17 protein-coding genes are annotated in these 16,734 nt (G+C 72.9%); 13 read left to right on the top strand and 4 right to left on the bottom strand.

Translation table 11 applies throughout. The annotated features are described in order from the left end of the window. Positions 1–125: 125 nt before the first annotated feature. The 5 genes from AC6JBM_RS38585 to AC6JBM_RS38565 all read left to right on the top strand — a co-directional run bounded on the left by AC6JBM_RS38585 (position 126) and on the right by AC6JBM_RS38565 (position 3,550). Positions 126–542 carry a hypothetical protein gene (locus tag AC6JBM_RS38585; RefSeq protein WP_497978813.1) on the top strand — a complete coding sequence of 139 codons (417 nt, stop codon included), beginning with the start codon at positions 126–128 and terminating at the stop codon, positions 540–542. 47 nt (positions 543–589) lie between these two features. Then, positions 590–892, top strand: a complete 303-nt coding sequence (locus AC6JBM_RS38580; protein WP_497978812.1) for a hypothetical protein — start codon at positions 590–592, stop codon at positions 890–892. Further along, positions 889–1,098 carry a hypothetical protein gene (locus tag AC6JBM_RS38575; RefSeq protein ID WP_497978811.1) on the top strand — a complete coding sequence of 70 codons (210 nt, stop codon included), beginning with the start codon at positions 889–891 and terminating at the stop codon, positions 1,096–1,098. Before AC6JBM_RS38580 ends, AC6JBM_RS38575 begins: the two co-directional genes overlap by 4 nt. 272 nt (positions 1,099–1,370) lie before the next feature. Further along, positions 1,371–2,201 carry a TIGR02452 family protein gene (locus AC6JBM_RS38570; RefSeq protein ID WP_497978810.1) on the top strand — a complete coding sequence of 277 codons (831 nt, stop codon included), beginning with the start codon at positions 1,371–1,373 and terminating at the stop codon, positions 2,199–2,201. A 236-nt stretch (positions 2,202–2,437) separates the two neighbouring features. Further along, on the top strand, positions 2,438–3,550 hold the full coding sequence (locus AC6JBM_RS38565) for an LCP family protein (protein ID WP_497978809.1): 1,113 nt from the start codon (positions 2,438–2,440) through the stop codon (positions 3,548–3,550). A gap of 70 nt (positions 3,551–3,620) precedes the next feature. On the opposite strand, the gene AC6JBM_RS38560 is transcribed toward AC6JBM_RS38565, so the two are convergent. Next, positions 3,621–4,409 carry a YveK family protein gene (locus tag AC6JBM_RS38560; protein ID WP_497978808.1) on the bottom strand — a complete coding sequence of 263 codons (789 nt, stop codon included), beginning with the start codon at positions 4,407–4,409 and terminating at the stop codon, positions 3,621–3,623. A gap of 222 nt (positions 4,410–4,631) precedes the next feature. On the opposite strand from AC6JBM_RS38560, the gene AC6JBM_RS38555 reads away from it, so the two are divergent. From AC6JBM_RS38555 to AC6JBM_RS38525, 7 genes are all read left to right on the top strand, one after another. Next, a complete protein-coding gene (locus AC6JBM_RS38555; protein WP_497978807.1) occupies positions 4,632–5,852 on the top strand; it encodes a lipopolysaccharide biosynthesis protein in 1,221 nt (406 codons plus the stop codon). A 3-nt stretch (positions 5,853–5,855) separates the two neighbouring features. Continuing rightward, positions 5,856–6,707: a glycosyltransferase gene (locus tag AC6JBM_RS38550; protein ID WP_497978806.1), complete on the top strand. Its 852-nt coding sequence runs from the start codon at positions 5,856–5,858 to the stop codon at positions 6,705–6,707. Continuing rightward, on the top strand, positions 6,704–7,798 hold the full coding sequence (locus AC6JBM_RS38545) for a glycosyltransferase family 4 protein (RefSeq protein WP_497978805.1): 1,095 nt from the start codon (positions 6,704–6,706) through the stop codon (positions 7,796–7,798). Before AC6JBM_RS38550 ends, AC6JBM_RS38545 begins: the two co-directional genes overlap by 4 nt. Next, positions 7,785–9,188: a hypothetical protein gene (locus AC6JBM_RS38540; RefSeq protein ID WP_497978804.1), complete on the top strand. Its 1,404-nt coding sequence runs from the start codon at positions 7,785–7,787 to the stop codon at positions 9,186–9,188. The genes AC6JBM_RS38545 and AC6JBM_RS38540 overlap by 14 nt, the downstream gene beginning before the upstream one ends. Beyond that, complete coding sequence (locus AC6JBM_RS38535; RefSeq protein ID WP_497978803.1) at positions 9,178–10,107, top strand: glycosyltransferase family 2 protein; 930 nt, start codon at positions 9,178–9,180, stop codon at positions 10,105–10,107. The genes AC6JBM_RS38540 and AC6JBM_RS38535 overlap by 11 nt, the downstream gene beginning before the upstream one ends. Then, positions 10,104–10,979 (top strand): glycosyltransferase family 2 protein, encoded by an 876-nt coding sequence (locus AC6JBM_RS38530; protein ID WP_497978802.1) that lies wholly within the window; start codon positions 10,104–10,106, stop codon positions 10,977–10,979. Before AC6JBM_RS38535 ends, AC6JBM_RS38530 begins: the two co-directional genes overlap by 4 nt. A gap of 119 nt (positions 10,980–11,098) precedes the next feature. Continuing rightward, complete coding sequence (locus AC6JBM_RS38525) at positions 11,099–12,688, top strand: sugar transferase (protein WP_497978801.1); 1,590 nt, start codon at positions 11,099–11,101, stop codon at positions 12,686–12,688. Positions 12,689–12,724: 36 nt separating this feature from the next. Here the strand turns inward: AC6JBM_RS38525 and AC6JBM_RS38520 are convergent, their stop codons facing one another. Continuing rightward, positions 12,725–13,372: a hypothetical protein gene (locus AC6JBM_RS38520; protein ID WP_497978800.1), complete on the bottom strand. Its 648-nt coding sequence runs from the start codon at positions 13,370–13,372 to the stop codon at positions 12,725–12,727. Between the two features lie 757 nt (positions 13,373–14,129). On the opposite strand from AC6JBM_RS38520, the gene AC6JBM_RS38515 reads away from it, so the two are divergent. Beyond that, complete coding sequence (locus AC6JBM_RS38515; protein ID WP_497978799.1) at positions 14,130–15,899, top strand: glycoside hydrolase family 183 protein; 1,770 nt, start codon at positions 14,130–14,132, stop codon at positions 15,897–15,899. 62 nt (positions 15,900–15,961) lie between these two features. On the opposite strand, the gene AC6JBM_RS38510 is transcribed toward AC6JBM_RS38515, so the two are convergent. After that, entirely contained in the window at positions 15,962–16,258 is a 297-nt protein-coding gene (locus AC6JBM_RS38510) for a WXG100 family type VII secretion target (RefSeq protein WP_497978798.1), read from the bottom strand. A 22-nt stretch (positions 16,259–16,280) separates the two neighbouring features. Continuing rightward, on the bottom strand, positions 16,281–16,634 hold the full coding sequence (locus AC6JBM_RS38505; RefSeq protein ID WP_497978797.1) for a WXG100 family type VII secretion target: 354 nt from the start codon (positions 16,632–16,634) through the stop codon (positions 16,281–16,283). Positions 16,635–16,734 lie beyond the last annotated feature (100 nt).

Below are 16,734 nucleotides of genomic sequence, written 5' to 3'. Positions count from 1 at the left end.
GCGTGTGGTTGGGAACGCGCGGCGCGTCATCGCCGATATCGAGGGTTCACCACGGTGGCCTGCGCGCCGGTTCGCTACGAGCGAACCGGCGCGCCGGTAACGAACATTCGGGGAGGAATGTCCACATGCTGCCGCCGCGGTTCATTTTCCTGGCCATCGTCACACCCGACGACGACGCGTCCTTCGCCGACCGCAAACAGCGGACCGCGTGGATGCTGTGCTCGCCCAACAACCGGATCCTGGGCCGCGGGAGGCTGCCCTTCGACACGGAGGCGCAGTGCCGCGAGGCCGTGCTCGCGCTGGTGGGCGTGGCCGACCGGCTCACGCCCGTCTCGACGGCGCTGGGCAGCAGCGGGCACTGGGTGTGGCGGGCCGAGCTGGACGGAGTGCCGGTCGCCGTCTCGCACCGCTCCTATCTGCGGGCGCGGGAATGCCAGTACAACGTCGGCCGATTTCTCGCCGCCCTGCCCGACGGGCTGCTCACCGACGGCCGGCGGCTGTTGCGGGAGCCGCCGCGGACGGTCGAGCGAATGACCGCGTGACGATGCCGCAATTCCTTTTGTTCGCCATTCACCGGAACGGACCATTCATGAAATTCGCCCTGGTGTTCGTGGCCTTCGTCGCATTGCTCCTGACGGGGTCCCCCGCGCACGCCGGGGCCGCGCGCGACGACGGCGACGGCGGGATGCAGATCCAGGTCGTGGTGAGCGGCAGTCCGGAGGCGACGACGAGCCCGACGCCCGGCGGTGGCGGCGGCAAGGACGGCGGGGGCGGCGGGCTGCCCCGGACGGGCCTGAACGTCATGCTCATCGCCGGCGCCGGGATCGCCCTGGTGGCGCTGGGCGCGACCGTGCGGGCCGCGGCCCGGCGGCGTTCTAGCATGGGCGCGTGAATCCCGAGGCCCACCTCGATCTGGAGCTGGTCGCCGCCCGGCTGCGGCAGTGCACGGACGATCTGGCGCTCTTCGGCGGGATGCTCCTCGCGGTGCTCACCGCCGCGCTGCCCGCGCACCTGGTCGAGGTGCGGCGCGAGGGGAGGCTCAAGGCGCGCCTCGGCGGCCGGGAGCCGGCGGTGCTCGGGGTGAGCAGGTGCCCATGACGAGCCCGAGCGGCTCGAAACCGGTCTGCGTGGTCAGCACGAACTCGTTGACCGACAGGTCGGACGTGAAGAAGGGCTTGCCCTGCTGGGTGCGGGCGAGGCGCGCGCGGGCGCTCTCGGGGAGCTGCTGGGGCTGCTGGGAGACGGGTTCGCTCAGGTCCGGACCCTAGGCTCGGGTGGCGGGCGGCGGATGTGCGGTTTGTCAGGGTCGCGTCGTCAGGGGCGGGAAAATGCGCGGCCGCCGGACGGGAGGCGCTGCTACGGTGTCGCCCGTGAGTGGCCGGCTGCGCGAGATCGCCCGTCAGACCGTGACGATCGCCGAGCGCGGCGACTACGTCAACGCGGCCGGCGAGACCGTGCCCGTGGCCGCCGCGGCCGCGGTGGCCGGCACCCGCCTGTTCGAGCCGGACGACCCCGTCCGGCCCGGCACCCCGGCCCCGGCCGTCGCCGTCGAGGTGACCCGCGAGTCGACGCTCGCGGCCGCGCGCCGGGTCGGCGACGGCGCCGCGACGCTCGTGTTCGCCTCGGCCAAGAACCCCGGCGGCGGCTTCCTCGGCGGCGCGAAGGCCCAGGAGGAGAGCATCGCCCGCGCGTCGGCGCTCTACGCCTGCCAGCGCGCCGCGTCCGCCTTCTACGAGTTCCACCGCCACCAGCACGATCTGCGCTACAGCGACCGGGTCATCTACTCGCCGGCGGTACCGTGCTTCCGCGACGACCAGGGCCACCTGCTCGACGCGCCCTTCCACACCGCGTTCCTCACCGCGGCCGCGCCGAACCTGGGCGCCGTGCTGCGCAGCCAGCCCGACGACGCCGCCGGCGTGCCGGAGATCCTGCTCCGCCGGGCCACGCGGGTCCTCCAGGTCGCCGCGGCGCACCACCATCGCACCCTCGTGCTGGGCGCGTGGGGCTGCGGCGTCTTCCGCAATGACCCGGCGGAGGTGGCGCGCGCCTTCGCGGTCGCCCTGGAGCGGGTGCCCTGCTTCGACCGCGTCGTCTTCGCCGTCTACGACCGCCTGGCGAACACCCCGGTGTACCAGGCCTTCGCGGACGCCTTCCCCGGATCGCACCGCCCCTCGGCGGCGGAAACGGTCCCGGCCGAATAGGGCTGGCAATACCCGCAAAAACGGACGTATCGAATATTTGACGCCCGTTCGCGATGGTCAATGTGGTCTATTTCACGCAATGCTTTCCGGGTAAATGGGCGCACTAGAGGGTCGGCCGTGGATCCGGCTATCGTGCTTGGACAAATGAGTGGCGCCGATCCGTGGTGACGAAATGTCATGGATCAAATGCGGATGGTATAGCGCCGTAGGCGGCGACAATCGGGGGCGCGTCGAACATGTCCACCTACACCAGCTCGAGCGCACCGCGCGGCGATCTCGGCGACGAGACGGCCGAGGTCGCGCCACCGGTGAAGAAGCCGCGGAAGCGGAGCCGGTTCCGCCGCCTGCCCCGGTGGCAGCGGGCGCTCATCATCACCGCGATCGTGCTCGTCACGTTCGTCGGCGGCGGGACGGCCGCCGCGTTCGGCCTGCTGAGCCGCTACGAGGGCGCCGTGCACCACGACGATCTCATGGGCGACGCGGCGCCGCCGGCGGCGGTGGCCGAGGAGCACTGGCAGGGCGGCCCGCTGAACTTCCTGCTGCTGGGGTCCGACTCGCGGGCCGGTGAGACCGGCAAGGGCGTGGTGGCCGGCGAGCGCTCCGACACCATCATGCTGGTGCACATCTCGGCCAAACGGGACAGCGCGGTCATCATCTCCATCCCGCGCGACAGCTACGTCATGATCCCGGAGAGCAAGGGCCGCAAGGCCGGCATGAACAAGCTCAACGCCGCCTTCGCCTTCGGCGGCGCGCCGCTGGCGGTGAAGGCCGTCAGCCAGCTCACCGGCATCACGCTCGACGGGGCGATGATCGCGAGCTTCGCCGGCATCCGCACGATGGTGGACGCGGTCGGCGGCGTGGAGGTCTGCCTCGACTTCGACGTCAAGTCGACCTTCTCCGACACGGTGTGGAAGAAGGGCTGCCAGCCGATGGACGGCAAGACCGCCGAGGAGTTCATGCGCAACCGCAAGAGCGTGCCCGGCGGCGACTTCGGCCGCATGCACGATCAGCAGCTGGTGGTGCGGGGCATCATCAACAAGGTGTCGCAGGGCGGCCTGCTGGAGAACCCGCTCGCGCTCGACAAGCTGCTGATCACCGCGGCGCAGTCGCTCACCATCGACAAGTCGATCGACCTCAAGACGCTGGCCACCTCGGTGAAGAACATCAGGCCCGACAACGTGAAGTTCGGGACGGTGCCCTACTCCAACCCGGACCTCAAGACGCCCGCCGGCTCGGCCGTGCAGCTGGACGAGGCGCAGGCCAAGGAGTTGTTCGAGGCCATCCGCAACGACACCATGGACGCCTTCTTCGCCGCGCACCCGGCACCGTCGGCGACGGCGGGCCGCTGACGTCCCCGTCCCCGCGCTGACGCTGTGGCCGCTGCCGCTGTGGCGGTCGTGGCGGCCGGCCGCGGCGCGGTCAGCGCCAGCCAGGACCCCAGAAACGCTCGTTGGCCAGCCGGCCGAACGCGCGGACCGCGGCCAGGCGCTCCCGCGCCCAGTCGCGCATCGACGCTCGCCGGCGGTGCAGCAGCACCCGCTGCACCGCCAGGCCGACGCCGGCGGCGAGACCGCCCAGCGCCCCGCCGGCGATGCGCACGGCCCAGGACACCGGCTCCGCGTCCGCCGGGGTCGCGGCCGCCCGCCGCACCGTGAGGTCGATCCGCACCGGCGCGGGATCGTCCGGCGGCAGCACCTCGCGCCCGGCCCGCGCGACGAGCGCCGAGCCGACCGCCTCGGCGATCCGGGCCGCCCGCACGGCCTCGGAGTCGCGCACCTCGATCTCGATGAGCGTGCTGTTCAGCGGCGACCACGCGGCGATGCGCGAGCCCAGCTCGCCGGGGGAGTAGGGCAGGGGCAGGACGCGGCGCACCTCGGCGGTGACGGCGGCGCCGGCCGCCTGCTGCGCGTAGCCGCGGACCCGCGACTCGATCAGCCGCTCGTCGACGCCGAGCGACCGGCCGACCGCGACCGCCGAGGTGGGGTCGATGGCCGGCGCGTCCGCCGCGTCCGTCGAGTCGGCCGGGGCCAGCGCGGCCACGGGAGCCTGCTGGATCTTCGTGAACGCCGCGACGAGCTGCAGGCGCGAGCGGAACTCCGGCTCGCGTGCGGCGGTCGCCAGCCCGGTCACCGACGCGCCGAGCACCACCAGTGCGGCCACGCTTCGCCAGTGCGTCAGCGCCGCGCGGAGGAACAGGGTGCCGTACATCGGACTCCAACGACGGGCTGGACGCGGGACGGGTCACAGGCTACAGGCCGCGGGTGCTCGGCGAGTGCCTGAACCGGATCGCCCATATACCGCATCCGCTGCCTCCCGTACTGCCGGAATTGCGGTTTTTCATCAGTTGCGGCGACAGGAACTGTTCCGGTACAAAGACTCGTCGCGCAAAACGGGGAGCACGATGTTGATACCGGAGTCAGGAAAAAGCCGGTGCTGAGGCTCGCCCGCATCATGGCCCGGCCCGCGCCGCTGTACATGGCATCCCTCGCGCTCACCGGCTTCGCGTCCGTCGGCACGGTCGTGCTGCCGGCCACCGCGCGCGGTGACCTCGCCGCGTCGATCGTGGGCGCCACGCTCGGCGCGTCGATCGGCGGCTTTTCGATCGACACCTTCCTGCTGTCCCGCCCCGCCGGCTGGGTGCTCAACCGCGGCCGCCGATGGATCCTCCTGCTGCTGGTCGGCTGCATCGTGGCCTCGGGCGCCGTCGCCGCCGTGCTGATCGCCGTCGAGGGCATCGGCAGCTACGCCATCGCGATGGCCGGTGGGGCCGCGCTCACGCTGTTCAACGCGGGATCGTCGCTGGTGCTGCGGCTGGAGCAGTTCGTCTACGTGTACGGCACGCGCGCCGTCGCCGGCACCGTGCTGATCGCCGGCTACGCGGTGCTGTACCTGCAGGGCGACCGCTCCGGCGGGCACTGGAGCGCCGTGTGGCTGGGCTCGCAGGTCTTCGCCGCGCTGGGGCTGACCGTCGCGGTGCTGCGCCGCGCCCGCGGCTTCGGCCTCGACCCGTCCGGCTCCGGGCCCGTGGTCCCCGAGCGGGTCGCCGGCGACCGGACGCGCGACGTGACCGCCGTCGGCAAGCTGCACCTGGGCATCTGCGCCCAGATGCTCACATTCCGGCTCGACCAGATCATCCTGGCCCGGTTCGCCGGCTCCGGACCGCTCGGCGTCTACGCGCTGGCCGTCGCCGCCATGGAGTTCGCCCAGGCCGGCGCGGTCGTCACCGCGCAGCGGATCCTGGTCGACCGGGGCGCCGGCGACACCCGGCAGCCCTCGGCGAGCCCGATCGTGAAGGCGGCGCTGCCGGTCGGCGTGCTGTGCACGCTCGCCCTCGCGGTGCTCGGCTGGCTGGCGTCCGGATACCGCGAGGCGTGGCTGCTCGGCCTGATCCTGCTGCCCGGCACGGTCGCCGTGGCGCTGGGCAAGGCGTGGTCCGCCGCGCTGCTCAAGCAGCGGGGTGAGCAGGCGACGACGGCCGTCGCGCTGATCGCCCTCGCCGCCGCGGTGCCGACGTACCTCGTGCTCATCCCGCTGGTCGGTGCCGTCGGCGCGGCCGCGGCGTCCTCGGTCGTCTACAGCATCCACGCGGTCGGCTCACTGATGAGCCTGCGCCGCAAACCCATGGTCCTGGTCGCGAGCGGAGCGGTTTAAGACATGGACACCTCGATCATCGTGCTGACCTGGGAAGACCACGAGAAGACCAGCGCGTGTGTGCGATCGCTGCCGGCGTCCGCCGAGATCGTCGTGGTCGACAACGGCAGCGGACCGGCCATCAGTGACGCGCTGCGCGCGATGTGTGAGCAGACCGGCGCCGTGTACGTGCGCTCCGAGGAGAACCTCGGCTACTCCAAGGGCATGAACCTCGGGGTGCGGCACTCGACCCGGCGCAACGTCATCCTCGCCAACAACGACGTGACCGCGGGGGAGGACGTCGTCGGGCGCCTGGTGGCCGCGCTGGACGACCCCCGGGTCGGAGCGGCCTTCCCGAGCATCCGCAACCACGACGGTTCCGAGGGCACCGACGCCGGCCGGTTCCTGTCCGTGCGGGTCGGCCTCGGCCACGCGACGGGGCTGAGCGCGATCGTCCCGGCCCTGCGCATCTCGACCACGCCGGACAAGGCGGACTGGATCTCCGGGCCGTTCGTGGCGATCCGCCGCGAGACGCTCGACGCCATCGGCGGCGTCGACGAGTCGGCGTTCTTCTACTCCGAGGACCTGCGGCTGTGCTGGGCGGTCCGGCAGCTCGGCCTCGACCTCGCGTTCGTGCCGGAGGCGGTGATCGTCCACGAGAACGACTCCACCTCCAAGCGGGTGTGGAGCCGCGAGGAGATCTCGCGCCGGCAGACCCGGGAGTTCATCCGGGCCAGCCGGGAGCAGGGCGGCCGGCGCGGCCGGGTGGCCACGACCGCCTACGCGGCCGGGACGGTCGTGCGCGCCGCCATCGCCCGGACCACCGTGCGCAAGGCGATCGCCCGCGGCGCCATCGAGGGTCTGCGCACCCCATGAGGGTTCTGGTCGTGTGCACGACGGGAGGCTCGGGCCGCCGGCAGTTCGGCGGGGCCGAGCACTTCCTCATCGACATGCTGCCGGCGCTCGTCGCCGCGGGTGTCGAGATCGTGGCGTGCACACCCGACGACGAGGTCGGCGCGGCGCTGCGCGAGGCCGGCGTGCCGTGGCGCGAACTCGGCGCGCGCAGCCGGATCGACCTGCAGTACGTGCGCGACATCCGCCGGGTGATCGGCGAGGTGCGCCCCGACGTGGTGTGCTCGCACCTGCTCTCGGCGGCGATGCACTGCCGGGCCGCGCTGCGCGCCGGGCGCGACCGGACGCCGCTGGTGGTCACGCTGCACAACAGCCTGTGGCAGTACCGCGACGTCGCACCCACGCTGCGGGCCAAGGCCATGGTCCAGGCCAACATCACGCTCGACCTGATCATGCGCCGGGTGCGGCCGCACACCACCGTCGCCGTCTCCGGCTACGAGGCCGCCGAGCTGAGCGACCGCGGCCGGGTCAAGGACGTCCGCGTCATCCCGAACCCGCTCCCGCCGACCTGGCCGCAGCCGCAGCCTGCCCCGGTGCGCGGACCCGCGGACCCGCCGGTGATCGGCTTCATGGGCCGGCTCGAGCCGGAGAAGGGCGCCGGGCTGCTCGGCGACGTCGCCCGCGCCCTGCCCGAGGCCCAGCTGCGCGTCGCGGGATCCGGCTCGATCGCGGTGCCGGCGCTGCCGAACGTCGACCTGCTCGGCCAGGTCGACCCGGCCAAGTTCCTGCCGACGCTCGACTGCCTGCTGGTGCCCTCCAGCGTCGAGTCCTTCGGCAAGAGCGCCCAGGAGGCGCTGTCGCTGGGGGTTCCGGTCGTGCACTCCGGCGTCGGCGGGCTCGCCGAGGTGACCCGGCGGGCCGGCGGCGTCCTCGCGTTCACCGCCGAGCCGCGCCCGGACGCCGTCGTCGCGGCCGTGCGGACCGTCCTGGCGTCCGGCGCGCCGAGCGCCGAGCGCCTGGCGATCGCGCGGTGGTATCAGCAGGAGTACGCCTTCGGCCGGGCCGTGCAACGGTGGACCGACCTGTACCGGTCGGTGTCGCATGGCGCCGCTTGACGCCGCCCGGCCCGCCCGGGAGCCGCTGACGCCGGCCGCCCTCGCGGTCACGGCCGGCGTGGTGATCGTCGTGCTCGTGCTCGACGCGCAGACGGGTGCGCTGCTGGGGATGGCCGCGGCGGCGTACTTCGCCGCGCGCGCCGGGATGTGGTGGCTGAGCGCGACCGCCGCCGCCTGGCTCGCCGCCTTCACCGCGGTGCTGGTCTTCCCGGACCCGTACGACTCCTCCGCCGGCCCGGCCGCGGTGCCGGTCCTCGCCGCGTTCGCGGGCTGCTTCCTCGGCGGCTGGGCTCTCGGGCGCGCCCGCCTCGGCCGCCGGTCGGCCGATCCCGGCGTCAACCCGGACGTCAACCCCGACGCTGACCCGGTCCCGCCGGAGACGACCCGGCGGCCCCTGCTGACCTGGCCGAGCGAGCGGCGGCTGCGGCTGTACCTCGGCGCCGTCCTCGTCGTCGCGCTGGTGTCGGCGCTGCTGCGGTTCCGCGGCACCCTGCCGCCGGTGTTCGCGAGCAACCCCGACGCCGCCCGCGAGGCGCTCAGCCGGCGCGACAACATCTACACCGGCGTGCTCGGCCAGGCGTGGACCGTCGGCCTGGCCGTCGCGCTGCTGCGCACCGTGGCCGGCGAGGCGCGCCACCGCTGGCTCTACGCCGCGCTCAGCGTCATGTTCGCGGGCGGCGCGGCGCTCGGCGCGAGCAAGAACGCGGTCCTGGTCGGCATCGTCCCCGCCCTGATCGCCGCCCTCTCGACGCGGCGGCCGCCGGCCCGCAAGCCGCCCGTGGTCAAGCCGGTGGTCGTGGCCGCGCTGATCGGCGGCTTCGCCGTGCTCCTCGCGGTGTTCCTCGGCGGGCAGCGCACGCTGGCCGGCCAGGGCGCCTTCGAGGACGAGTTCCGGGCACGCTACGGCAGCAACCCCGTGGCGGCCAGCGTGGCCTCGCTGGACCTGTCGCTGAGCTCGTCCACGGAGACCTTCGGCCGGCTGTGGCAGCAGCGCGACTCCGTGCCGCGCGGCCACGGTGCCTACTCGCTGAAGTTCGCCGGTCACCCGGGCGAGGCGCTGGTCGGCCACACCGACATGTACCTCGTCACGTCGCAGCTGAGCATGCCGTACTTCATGAACACCGCGACGTTCGTGGCCATCCCGTTGCTCGACTTCGGCCCCGTCGGCGCCGCGATCTACCTGGCGCTGCTGGGCCTGCTGGTCGGCGTCGTGGACCGGCGCCTCGAGCGCTCCACCGGCCCGGCGCAGCACCTGGCGCGGGCCTTCGTCGTGTACTACGCCGCGTTCGGCATCTACGAGCTCTACGCCGCGCTCCAGCCGTTCTGGCTCGGCCTCGTGCCGGGCCTCCTCGCGCTGTACCTGACCGGGAGGTCGGTCCGTGCCACCTGACGTCCGGCCGCGCCTCGCCGTGGTCACCGTGCTGTACCGCTCGGCCGAGGTGCTGGCCAAGACGCTGCCCACGTGGGTGCGCAGCGCCGAGGGGCTGCCCGTCGAGTTCGTCTTCGTCGACAACGCGCCCGACGGGTCGTGCCCGGAAGTCATCGGGCAGAACCTGCCGCCGGGCACCGGGCTGTACCTGCCCGACGACACCAACCCCGGCTTCGCCGCCGCCTGCAACCGGGCGGCGGCCGGGGTCACCGCGGAGCACCTGTTGCTGCTCAACCCGGACGTCTGGCTGCACGAGGACTCCCTGGCGCGGATGCTCGAGGCGATCGACGCCCGGCCGGACGTGCCGATCGCCGTCGGGCTGCTGATGCACGGCAGCGAGTACACCGGCATCGACCTGCACCCGGTCGGGCTGTTCGTCGACCGCCCGTCGGCCTCCGGGCGGCGCCCGATCGGGCCGTCCGGCGGCGCCGGCGTCTTCCCGGTCGAGCTGTTCCACCGCTTCGGCGGCCTCTACGAGCCGATGTTCGCCTGGGGCGAGGACTCGGACCTCGCGTTTCGCATGTACGCCGCCGGGGTCCGGACCGAGTCGCTGGACCTCGCGCTGCCGCACGCCTGGGGCCACAGCGTGGAGGGCAACGCCGAGCTCACCGAGTTCCGGTCGTTCCTGCTGGCCCGCAACCGGGTCCTCGTCGCCGCCCGCGGACTCACCTGGCCGCTGCTGCTGGGGACCGTCCCGATCCTGCTCGCCGCGCACCTGGCCCTCGCCGTCCGGCGCACCCGGCAGGGGCTGCTGCGATCGTTCCTGCGCGGCGTCGGGCGCGGGCTGGCGATGGCGCCGGCCGCGCGCCGCGACTGGCGCGGCCGGCGCCTCGGCGTCGCCGCCCTGGTCCGCCACCTCCGTGGAAGGGCACCCCGATGAGCCATCCCCACATCCCGGCCCAGCGCGAACGGCCGGCGCCGCGCTGGAGCGTGGTGACCGTCACCTACAACTCCGCCGCGACGCTGCGGCGCTGCTGGAACACGCCCGACAAGCCGTACGACTGGATCGTCGTGGACAACGCCTCGTCCGACGACTCCGTCGAGGTGGCCCGCTCGCTCGGCGCCCGGGTGATCGCGCTGCCGGAGAACCTCGGGTTCTCGAAGGCCAACAACGTCGGCGTCCGCGAGTCGGCCAGCCCGATGCTGCTGTTCGCCAACCCCGACCTCGAGGTCGGCGCGGACGGGCTCGAGCGGCTGGCGGAGCACCTGAGCGTGCACGGCGGGCTGGTCGCGCCGCAGCTGCTCGGCCCGGACGGCGCGCCGCAGCCGAACGGGCGCGGCTTCCCCTACGTCACCGCCAAGCTCGGCAACCGCCGGCTGTGGCCGTTCGAGCGGCTGCACGAGCGGTACCGCATCCTCTGCGAGCCCGGCGAGGCGCGCTGGGTGGCGTGGATGATCGGGGCGGCCGTGGCCGTGCGCCGCACCGACTTCGACCGGATCGGCGGCTGGAACGAGCGGTTCTTCCTGTACTACGAGGACGCCGAGATCTGCCTGCGGGCCTGGGAGCACGGGCTGCCCGTCTCCGTGCTGGGCGACGTGCGGTGGACCCACCACTGGGGCCGGGCGACGAACACGCTGCGGTGGTCGCGCGCGCACAACCTGGAGCTGCGCTCGGCGTGGTTGTTCTACGGGATGTACCCCGAGTTCGTGCTCGGCGTGGGCCGGCCGAAGCTGCGCCGCCGGCACATCGTGCCCGCCCGGCTCGCCGGCCGCCGGGTCGTGCTGCCCGACGTCACTGCACCTAACCCGTAACACGGGACGGCTACCACGAATCGGGCCAGGCCAATAGCATGCAACCGTCGGCCGGTCACGCCGGTCGGGCGGCGAGCCGGGGGTTTGCATCCAGGCCTCGGACCGTTACGGGGAGCGATATGAACGAGCCGATGCACCAGCCGCGCCATGCCCATCTGGCGATCGACGTCGAATGGCACCCGCCCCAGCAGCGCTCGGCCGAGCCGGCGACGGCGGACGAGCCGGCTGTTCCGGCCGGGACCGCCGAGCCCTCGACCGGCCAGTTCGACCGGGAAGAGGCCGCCTCGTTCCCGGCCGCCGACGGCGCCCTGACCGGACGGATTCCGCTGGACGCCACCGCCGTGCTGCCCTACCCGGCGGCCCGGGCGTCGCGGCGCACCCGGTCGCTGCGGGTCTGGATGATGGTCCTGCCGGTCGACGTCATCGCGCTGCTCGCGCCGCTGCTGTGGACCCAGCGCAACTGGAAGGGCATGATCTTCACCGCGATCCTGACGGTGTGCATCTTCGCCATCGGCGGGCTCTACCACGCGCGGCGCCACCTCAGCATCCTCGACGAGCTGCCGAGCCTGTTCGGCCGGCTGCTGGCCTCCGCGGCCCTGGTCGCGATCATCGCGGCCGAGCGGCACGACTCGATCGAGGCCATCACCGAGTTCCTGCAGAGCATCGCGATCTCGGCGGTGCTGGTCATCGTCGGCCGCACGATCACGCTCTCGGCGGCGCTCATCGCCCGCCGGCGGCGGTGGGTGGAGCACAACACCATCATCATCGGGGGCGGCCCGATCGCGGCCGAGCTGGCCCGGCTGCTGCGCCGCTACCCCAGCTACGGCCTGCGCTTCGTCGGCTTCGTCGACGTGCAGTCGACCCCGCACGCGCAGCGGGAGCTGCAGCCGCTGATCGGCTCCCTCGACGACATCGAGGCCATGATGGCGGTCACCGGCTGCGACGTGGTCATCGTCGCCGACGTGAACTGCCCCGACTCCAAGCTCGTCGAGCTCGCCCGCCGCCCGGCGATGATGAAGCGCGACCTGTGGGTGGTGCCGCGGCTGCGGGAGTTCTTCTCGCACAGCGGCGTCCCCGACCACATCGGCGCCATCCCGGTCGCCCGCACCCGCCGGGCGACGCTGACCGGGCCGCGCTGGGCGGTGAAGCGGACGTCGGACATCATCGTCTCGGCCATCGCCCTGGTGCTGCTGAGCCCGATCCTGCTGCTGTGCGCGATCGCCACGCGCATCGAGGGCGGCCCGGGCATCCTGTTCCGCCAGCAGCGCATCGGCCGGTACGGCAAGCCCTTCGACGTCATCAAGTTCCGCTCGATGCGCCCGGCGGACCCGAACGAGTCGGCGACCAACTGGAACGTGGCCGGCGACCCGCGCATCGGCCCGGTGGGCCGGTTCATGCGGCGCACCTCGCTCGACGAGCTGCCCCAGCTGTGGAACATCCTGCGCGGCGACATGACGATCGTCGGGCCCCGGCCCGAGCGGCCCTTCTTCGTCGACCAGTTCTCCGCCGAGCACCCGGAGTACGCACTGCGCCACCGCGTGCCGGCCGGCCTGACCGGCCTGGCCCAGGTCAGCGGCTTGCGCGGCGACACCCCGATCTCCGACCGGGCCCGGTTCGACAACTACTACATCGAGAACTGGTCGCTGTGGCTGGACCTGAAGGTCATCCTGCGTACCGTGGGCGAGGTGTTCACCGGCGGAGGACGCTGAGCCGCGCCCCCCGCCGGATGCCGCCGGCCGGTCCCGTCAGCTGTGGCGCTGCCACAGGCCCCGCATCGGCTCCCACTTGCCGTCGAGCTCCCGGTCGCAGAGCGCCTCGAGGGTGACGCCGGACGTGTCGTCGTCGCGGTCCCACCACAGGCCGCAGATCGTGACGCCGGTGCTGAGCCGGTAGGCGTACTCGATGTACATCCCCGTCGCGCCGGTGACCGCGCCGTTCTTCTTGCCCGGCGTGCCCAGGCCCGGCGCCAGGTTGCCCGCCTGGCCGTTGAGCTTGACGTGGTAGTCGCGCGCCTGGTCGCGGGCGACCAGCGACTCGTAGGTCGAGAAGTGCACCGAGATCCCGCCGTAGGTGCAGGCGATGTGCGTCTTCTCGCCCTGGTTGAGCGCGGGGCCGTTCGGCTCGCTGTTGGTGGTGCAGCCGCCCAGGTACGGCAGCCAGGGGTCGGCGAGGGCGGCGATGTCCCCGCCCAGCTTGGGCTTGTTGATGTCGCGCCGGACCGACTCGTAGGCGGACAGGGAGCTGCCCGCGGAGGGGGCGGCCGACGGGGTGGGCGCGGCCGCCGGCTGGCCCGGCGAGTGCAGGAAGTATCCGGCGGGGCCGGCCAGCACGATGCCGGCGACCGCGCCGATCAGCAGCCCGAGGAGCAGCTTGCCGCGCCGCTCCGGCGGCACGGGGGCGATCCGTGGCGGCGAGCCGGGCGGGTCGGTCGGCAGTCCCGCGTCGCCCCATGCCGGCAGGTCCGACCCCGAACGCCAGGCGGGGGCGGGCGGGCCGGAGGCCGGCTGAGCGGCGGGCCAGGCCTGCGCCGGCGGACCGGAGGCCGGCTGGGCCGACCAGGCCTGCGGCGGCCCGGAGGTGGGCGGCGCGGAGGTGGGGTGCGCCGGCCAGGCTTGGGGCGGTCCCGAGGTGGGCGGCCCTGAGGTGGGCGGCGCGGAGGTCGGCGGCCCCGAGGTGGGCATGGCCTGGGGCCACGCCTGCGCGGGGGGCGATGCCGACCACGTCTGGGGCGGGCCCGAGGCCGGGGGGCCGGACCATTGCTGCGGCGGAGGCGCGCCGTGCGCGACCGGGCCGGGCGGCACCTGCGGCCAGGGTCCACCGGGAGGCAGCGGCCCACCGGGAGGCAGTGCTCCACCGGGAGGCAGCGGCCCACCGGGCGGCAGAGGCCCGCTGGGCGGCACAGGCCCGCCGGCGGCCGGCCACGGCGGCTGTGGGGCGCCCGGCGGGGCCGGAATCGGCAGCGTCGGGGTGTCGGCCTCCGGCGTCGACGGCCCGGGCATCGGCGGGTCGCTCCACTGCGAGGCGGGTTGCGCGCCCGGCTGCGGCGGCTCGCCGGCGTAGTGCGGGCCGGAGGGGTAGCTGGTCACGATGCGAAGGTTAGCAGCGAGGTTCGCTATCGTCGGGAGCCGTCGAACGCCGGAGGGAGATTCTGTGGTACAGCCCGGTGACCGGTTCCGGTTGCTGCGAGATGCTCTGCGCCGGCCTCTGCGGAGCGGTGGTCGTCTCGAGCCGCTGCTGCGCCGGGTGGAGGCGCTGCCCTGGCCGGGCCGCTTCACGCGGACGATCGCGTTCGCGCTGGTGCCGACGTTCGTGGTGGGCCTGCTCATCGGCCATCTCACCGGCGAGACCACCGGGAACGCCGCGGCGGGGAACCAGGCGGCGGCGGTCGGCACCTACCGCCTCTCCTCGGGCTACTCCGGCGTCCAGGGCGGCAACCAGTGGTACTACTTGCAATGGGACGGATCGAAATATTCGCCCATGTCGTGGGATGCAGGGGTCGGGCAGTGGAAGGGCAACTACCCGGACTGCCAGATCGGCCCGGGCTGGGCCCATCCCGACACCAACCAGGCGGTCATCGGATGGAAGGCCCCCCGCTCCGGCTCGGTGACCGTGCAGGGCTACATGGACCACCGGATGTACACGCCGGCCAGCGACGGGGTCCGGGCGGTCGTCAAGCTGGAGCACGGCGCGAGCACGACGAAGGTGTGGCCGTCGGCCGACTACCAGGTCATCCGGCCGAACTTCATGGCCCAGCACGTGTTCAAGGTCGACGTGCAGGCCGGTGACATGCTCTATTTCCAGGTCGACCAGTTCGGCACGTCGTCCTACGACACCCTGTTCTGGGACCCGGAGATCGCCTACGACGTGGAGCCGAAGTTCGTCCTCGACCAGGCCGAGGTCGTCATGTCGCCCGACGACTTCCAGCGGATGGGCGTGTCGATCGCCTACGACTCGATGCTCTCGGTCGTGCCCGGCGGCGGCAACCAGCTCGACTTCTACCACTCGCAGGGCGGCGGCAGCCAGGGCACGGTGCTGTCCAAGTTCCGCGGCACGCTCGCGGAGCCGGCCCAGACCTCGGTGTACACGAAGAACGCGCTGAACGGCCGCACCGGCGAGCAGTGGTGGATCGCGAACATCTTCCAGACCGAGGACCACGCCCTGCTCGCGTTCTGCCACATCGAGGACGGTGATCCGGCGCGGTACGGATGGTGGGGGATCGGCCTGGCGTACTCCACCGACAACGGCGCCACCTTCCACCGCCTCGGCTGGATCGTCGGGCAGCACGTGAAGGACGACAACGGGGCGACGAACATCGGCGGCGTGCCGTACATCGCCAAGGACGGCTACTTCTACGTCTACTACGGCGACGTGACCACGGCGGGCGCGGCTCCGGAGCCGTCGGTGGCGCGGGCCCCGATCGCCGAGGTGCTCGACGCGGCCCGGCGCGGCACGGTCGGCGAGTGGCAGAAGTACCGCGACGGCGCCTGGGGCCAGCCCGGCCTCAACGGCGACGCGTCCCCGGTCATGGGCGACGGGCCGCTGTACTCCACCCACGGCGACGCCGCGTACAGCACCTACCTCGGCCGCTACCTGCTCACCGGATACACGCACGGCCCCGGGCGAGGCGTCTACCTCGCCTTCTCCGCCGACGGGGTCGGCTACGACGCCCCGTCGTGGGTCCAGCGCAGCTCCATGCCGGACAAGGACTCGCTCTCGCCGTTCGAGACGATCGTCAACGTCGACGGCACGGACAACGGCGTCGTCGGCCAGTCGTTCTACATCTACTACGGCTACCGCTTCCGGCAGGCGGACGTGACCAACAGCGACTTTCCGCCGCTGTACCGCTGGCTGTTCCGCCAGAAGGTCACGCTCAACGCCGCCGGCTTCTCCGGCAAGGCGGGTCGCCAGCCGGGCGGCTGAACGAGGATGGGCCCGGCCTCAGGCCGGGCCCATACCCACGTCGACGCCGGCGGGGCCGGCGTTCAGCGCGCGAACTTGGCGACGTTGGCCTTCTCGCGGGCCTGCATGATCTCGGCGGCCTTGAGCACGGCCCCCTTGATCCCGGTCAGCAGCTGGTGCAGGTCGTTGGCGGCGCTGGTCCACTCGGCCTTGCGCTGGGCGAACGCCTCCTGGGCGTCGCTCTGCCAGGTGTGCAGCAGCGGCGCGACCTGCTGGTCGACGCTGTCGAGCTCGGACTGCATCGACGACAGCGCGGCGCTGATGTCGGACGCGGCCTGGTTGAGCGCGGCGAATTCGACGACGATCTCGTCACCGGCCATGGTGTTCCCTCCCCGTTTCGGCTCAGTTGATCATCAGTGCGCGCGTGATCTCGCCGGCGCTCGCCCCGGCCTGCTGCATCTCCTGGCGCATCTCGTCGTCGCTCAGGGTGTAGTCGCGGCCCGCGGTCGACACGGCCTGCGCGATGCTGCGCAGCGCGACGTTCAGGTTCGCGACGTCGGTGTCGAAGCGGTCCTTGATGCCCTGGAACGAAGAACCGCCGGCGCCCACCCAGGACGACTGCAGCGGGGTGAGCTCGTTCATCAGCTTGTTGAACATGCCAGTGAGCCGGTCCGCGGCCCCGTCGATCTCCTGAGCGGTCTTCGCCATGACCGCGGCGTCAGTGGTTACTCCCTTACCGGCCATCGTCAGACCCACCTCCATTCGGATGCCGACGCCCCCGTGGGGCGGCGCTTGTGCATATCACCGTATCGAAGTTCTCCCACTTCCCGTAGTGGGCGATTTCGCGGACGGGCCG

Source organism: Dactylosporangium thailandense, from assembly GCF_059739745.1.
Note: the sequence above shows the minus strand (reverse complement) of the source record. Positions and strands in the feature narration are given on the sequence as shown.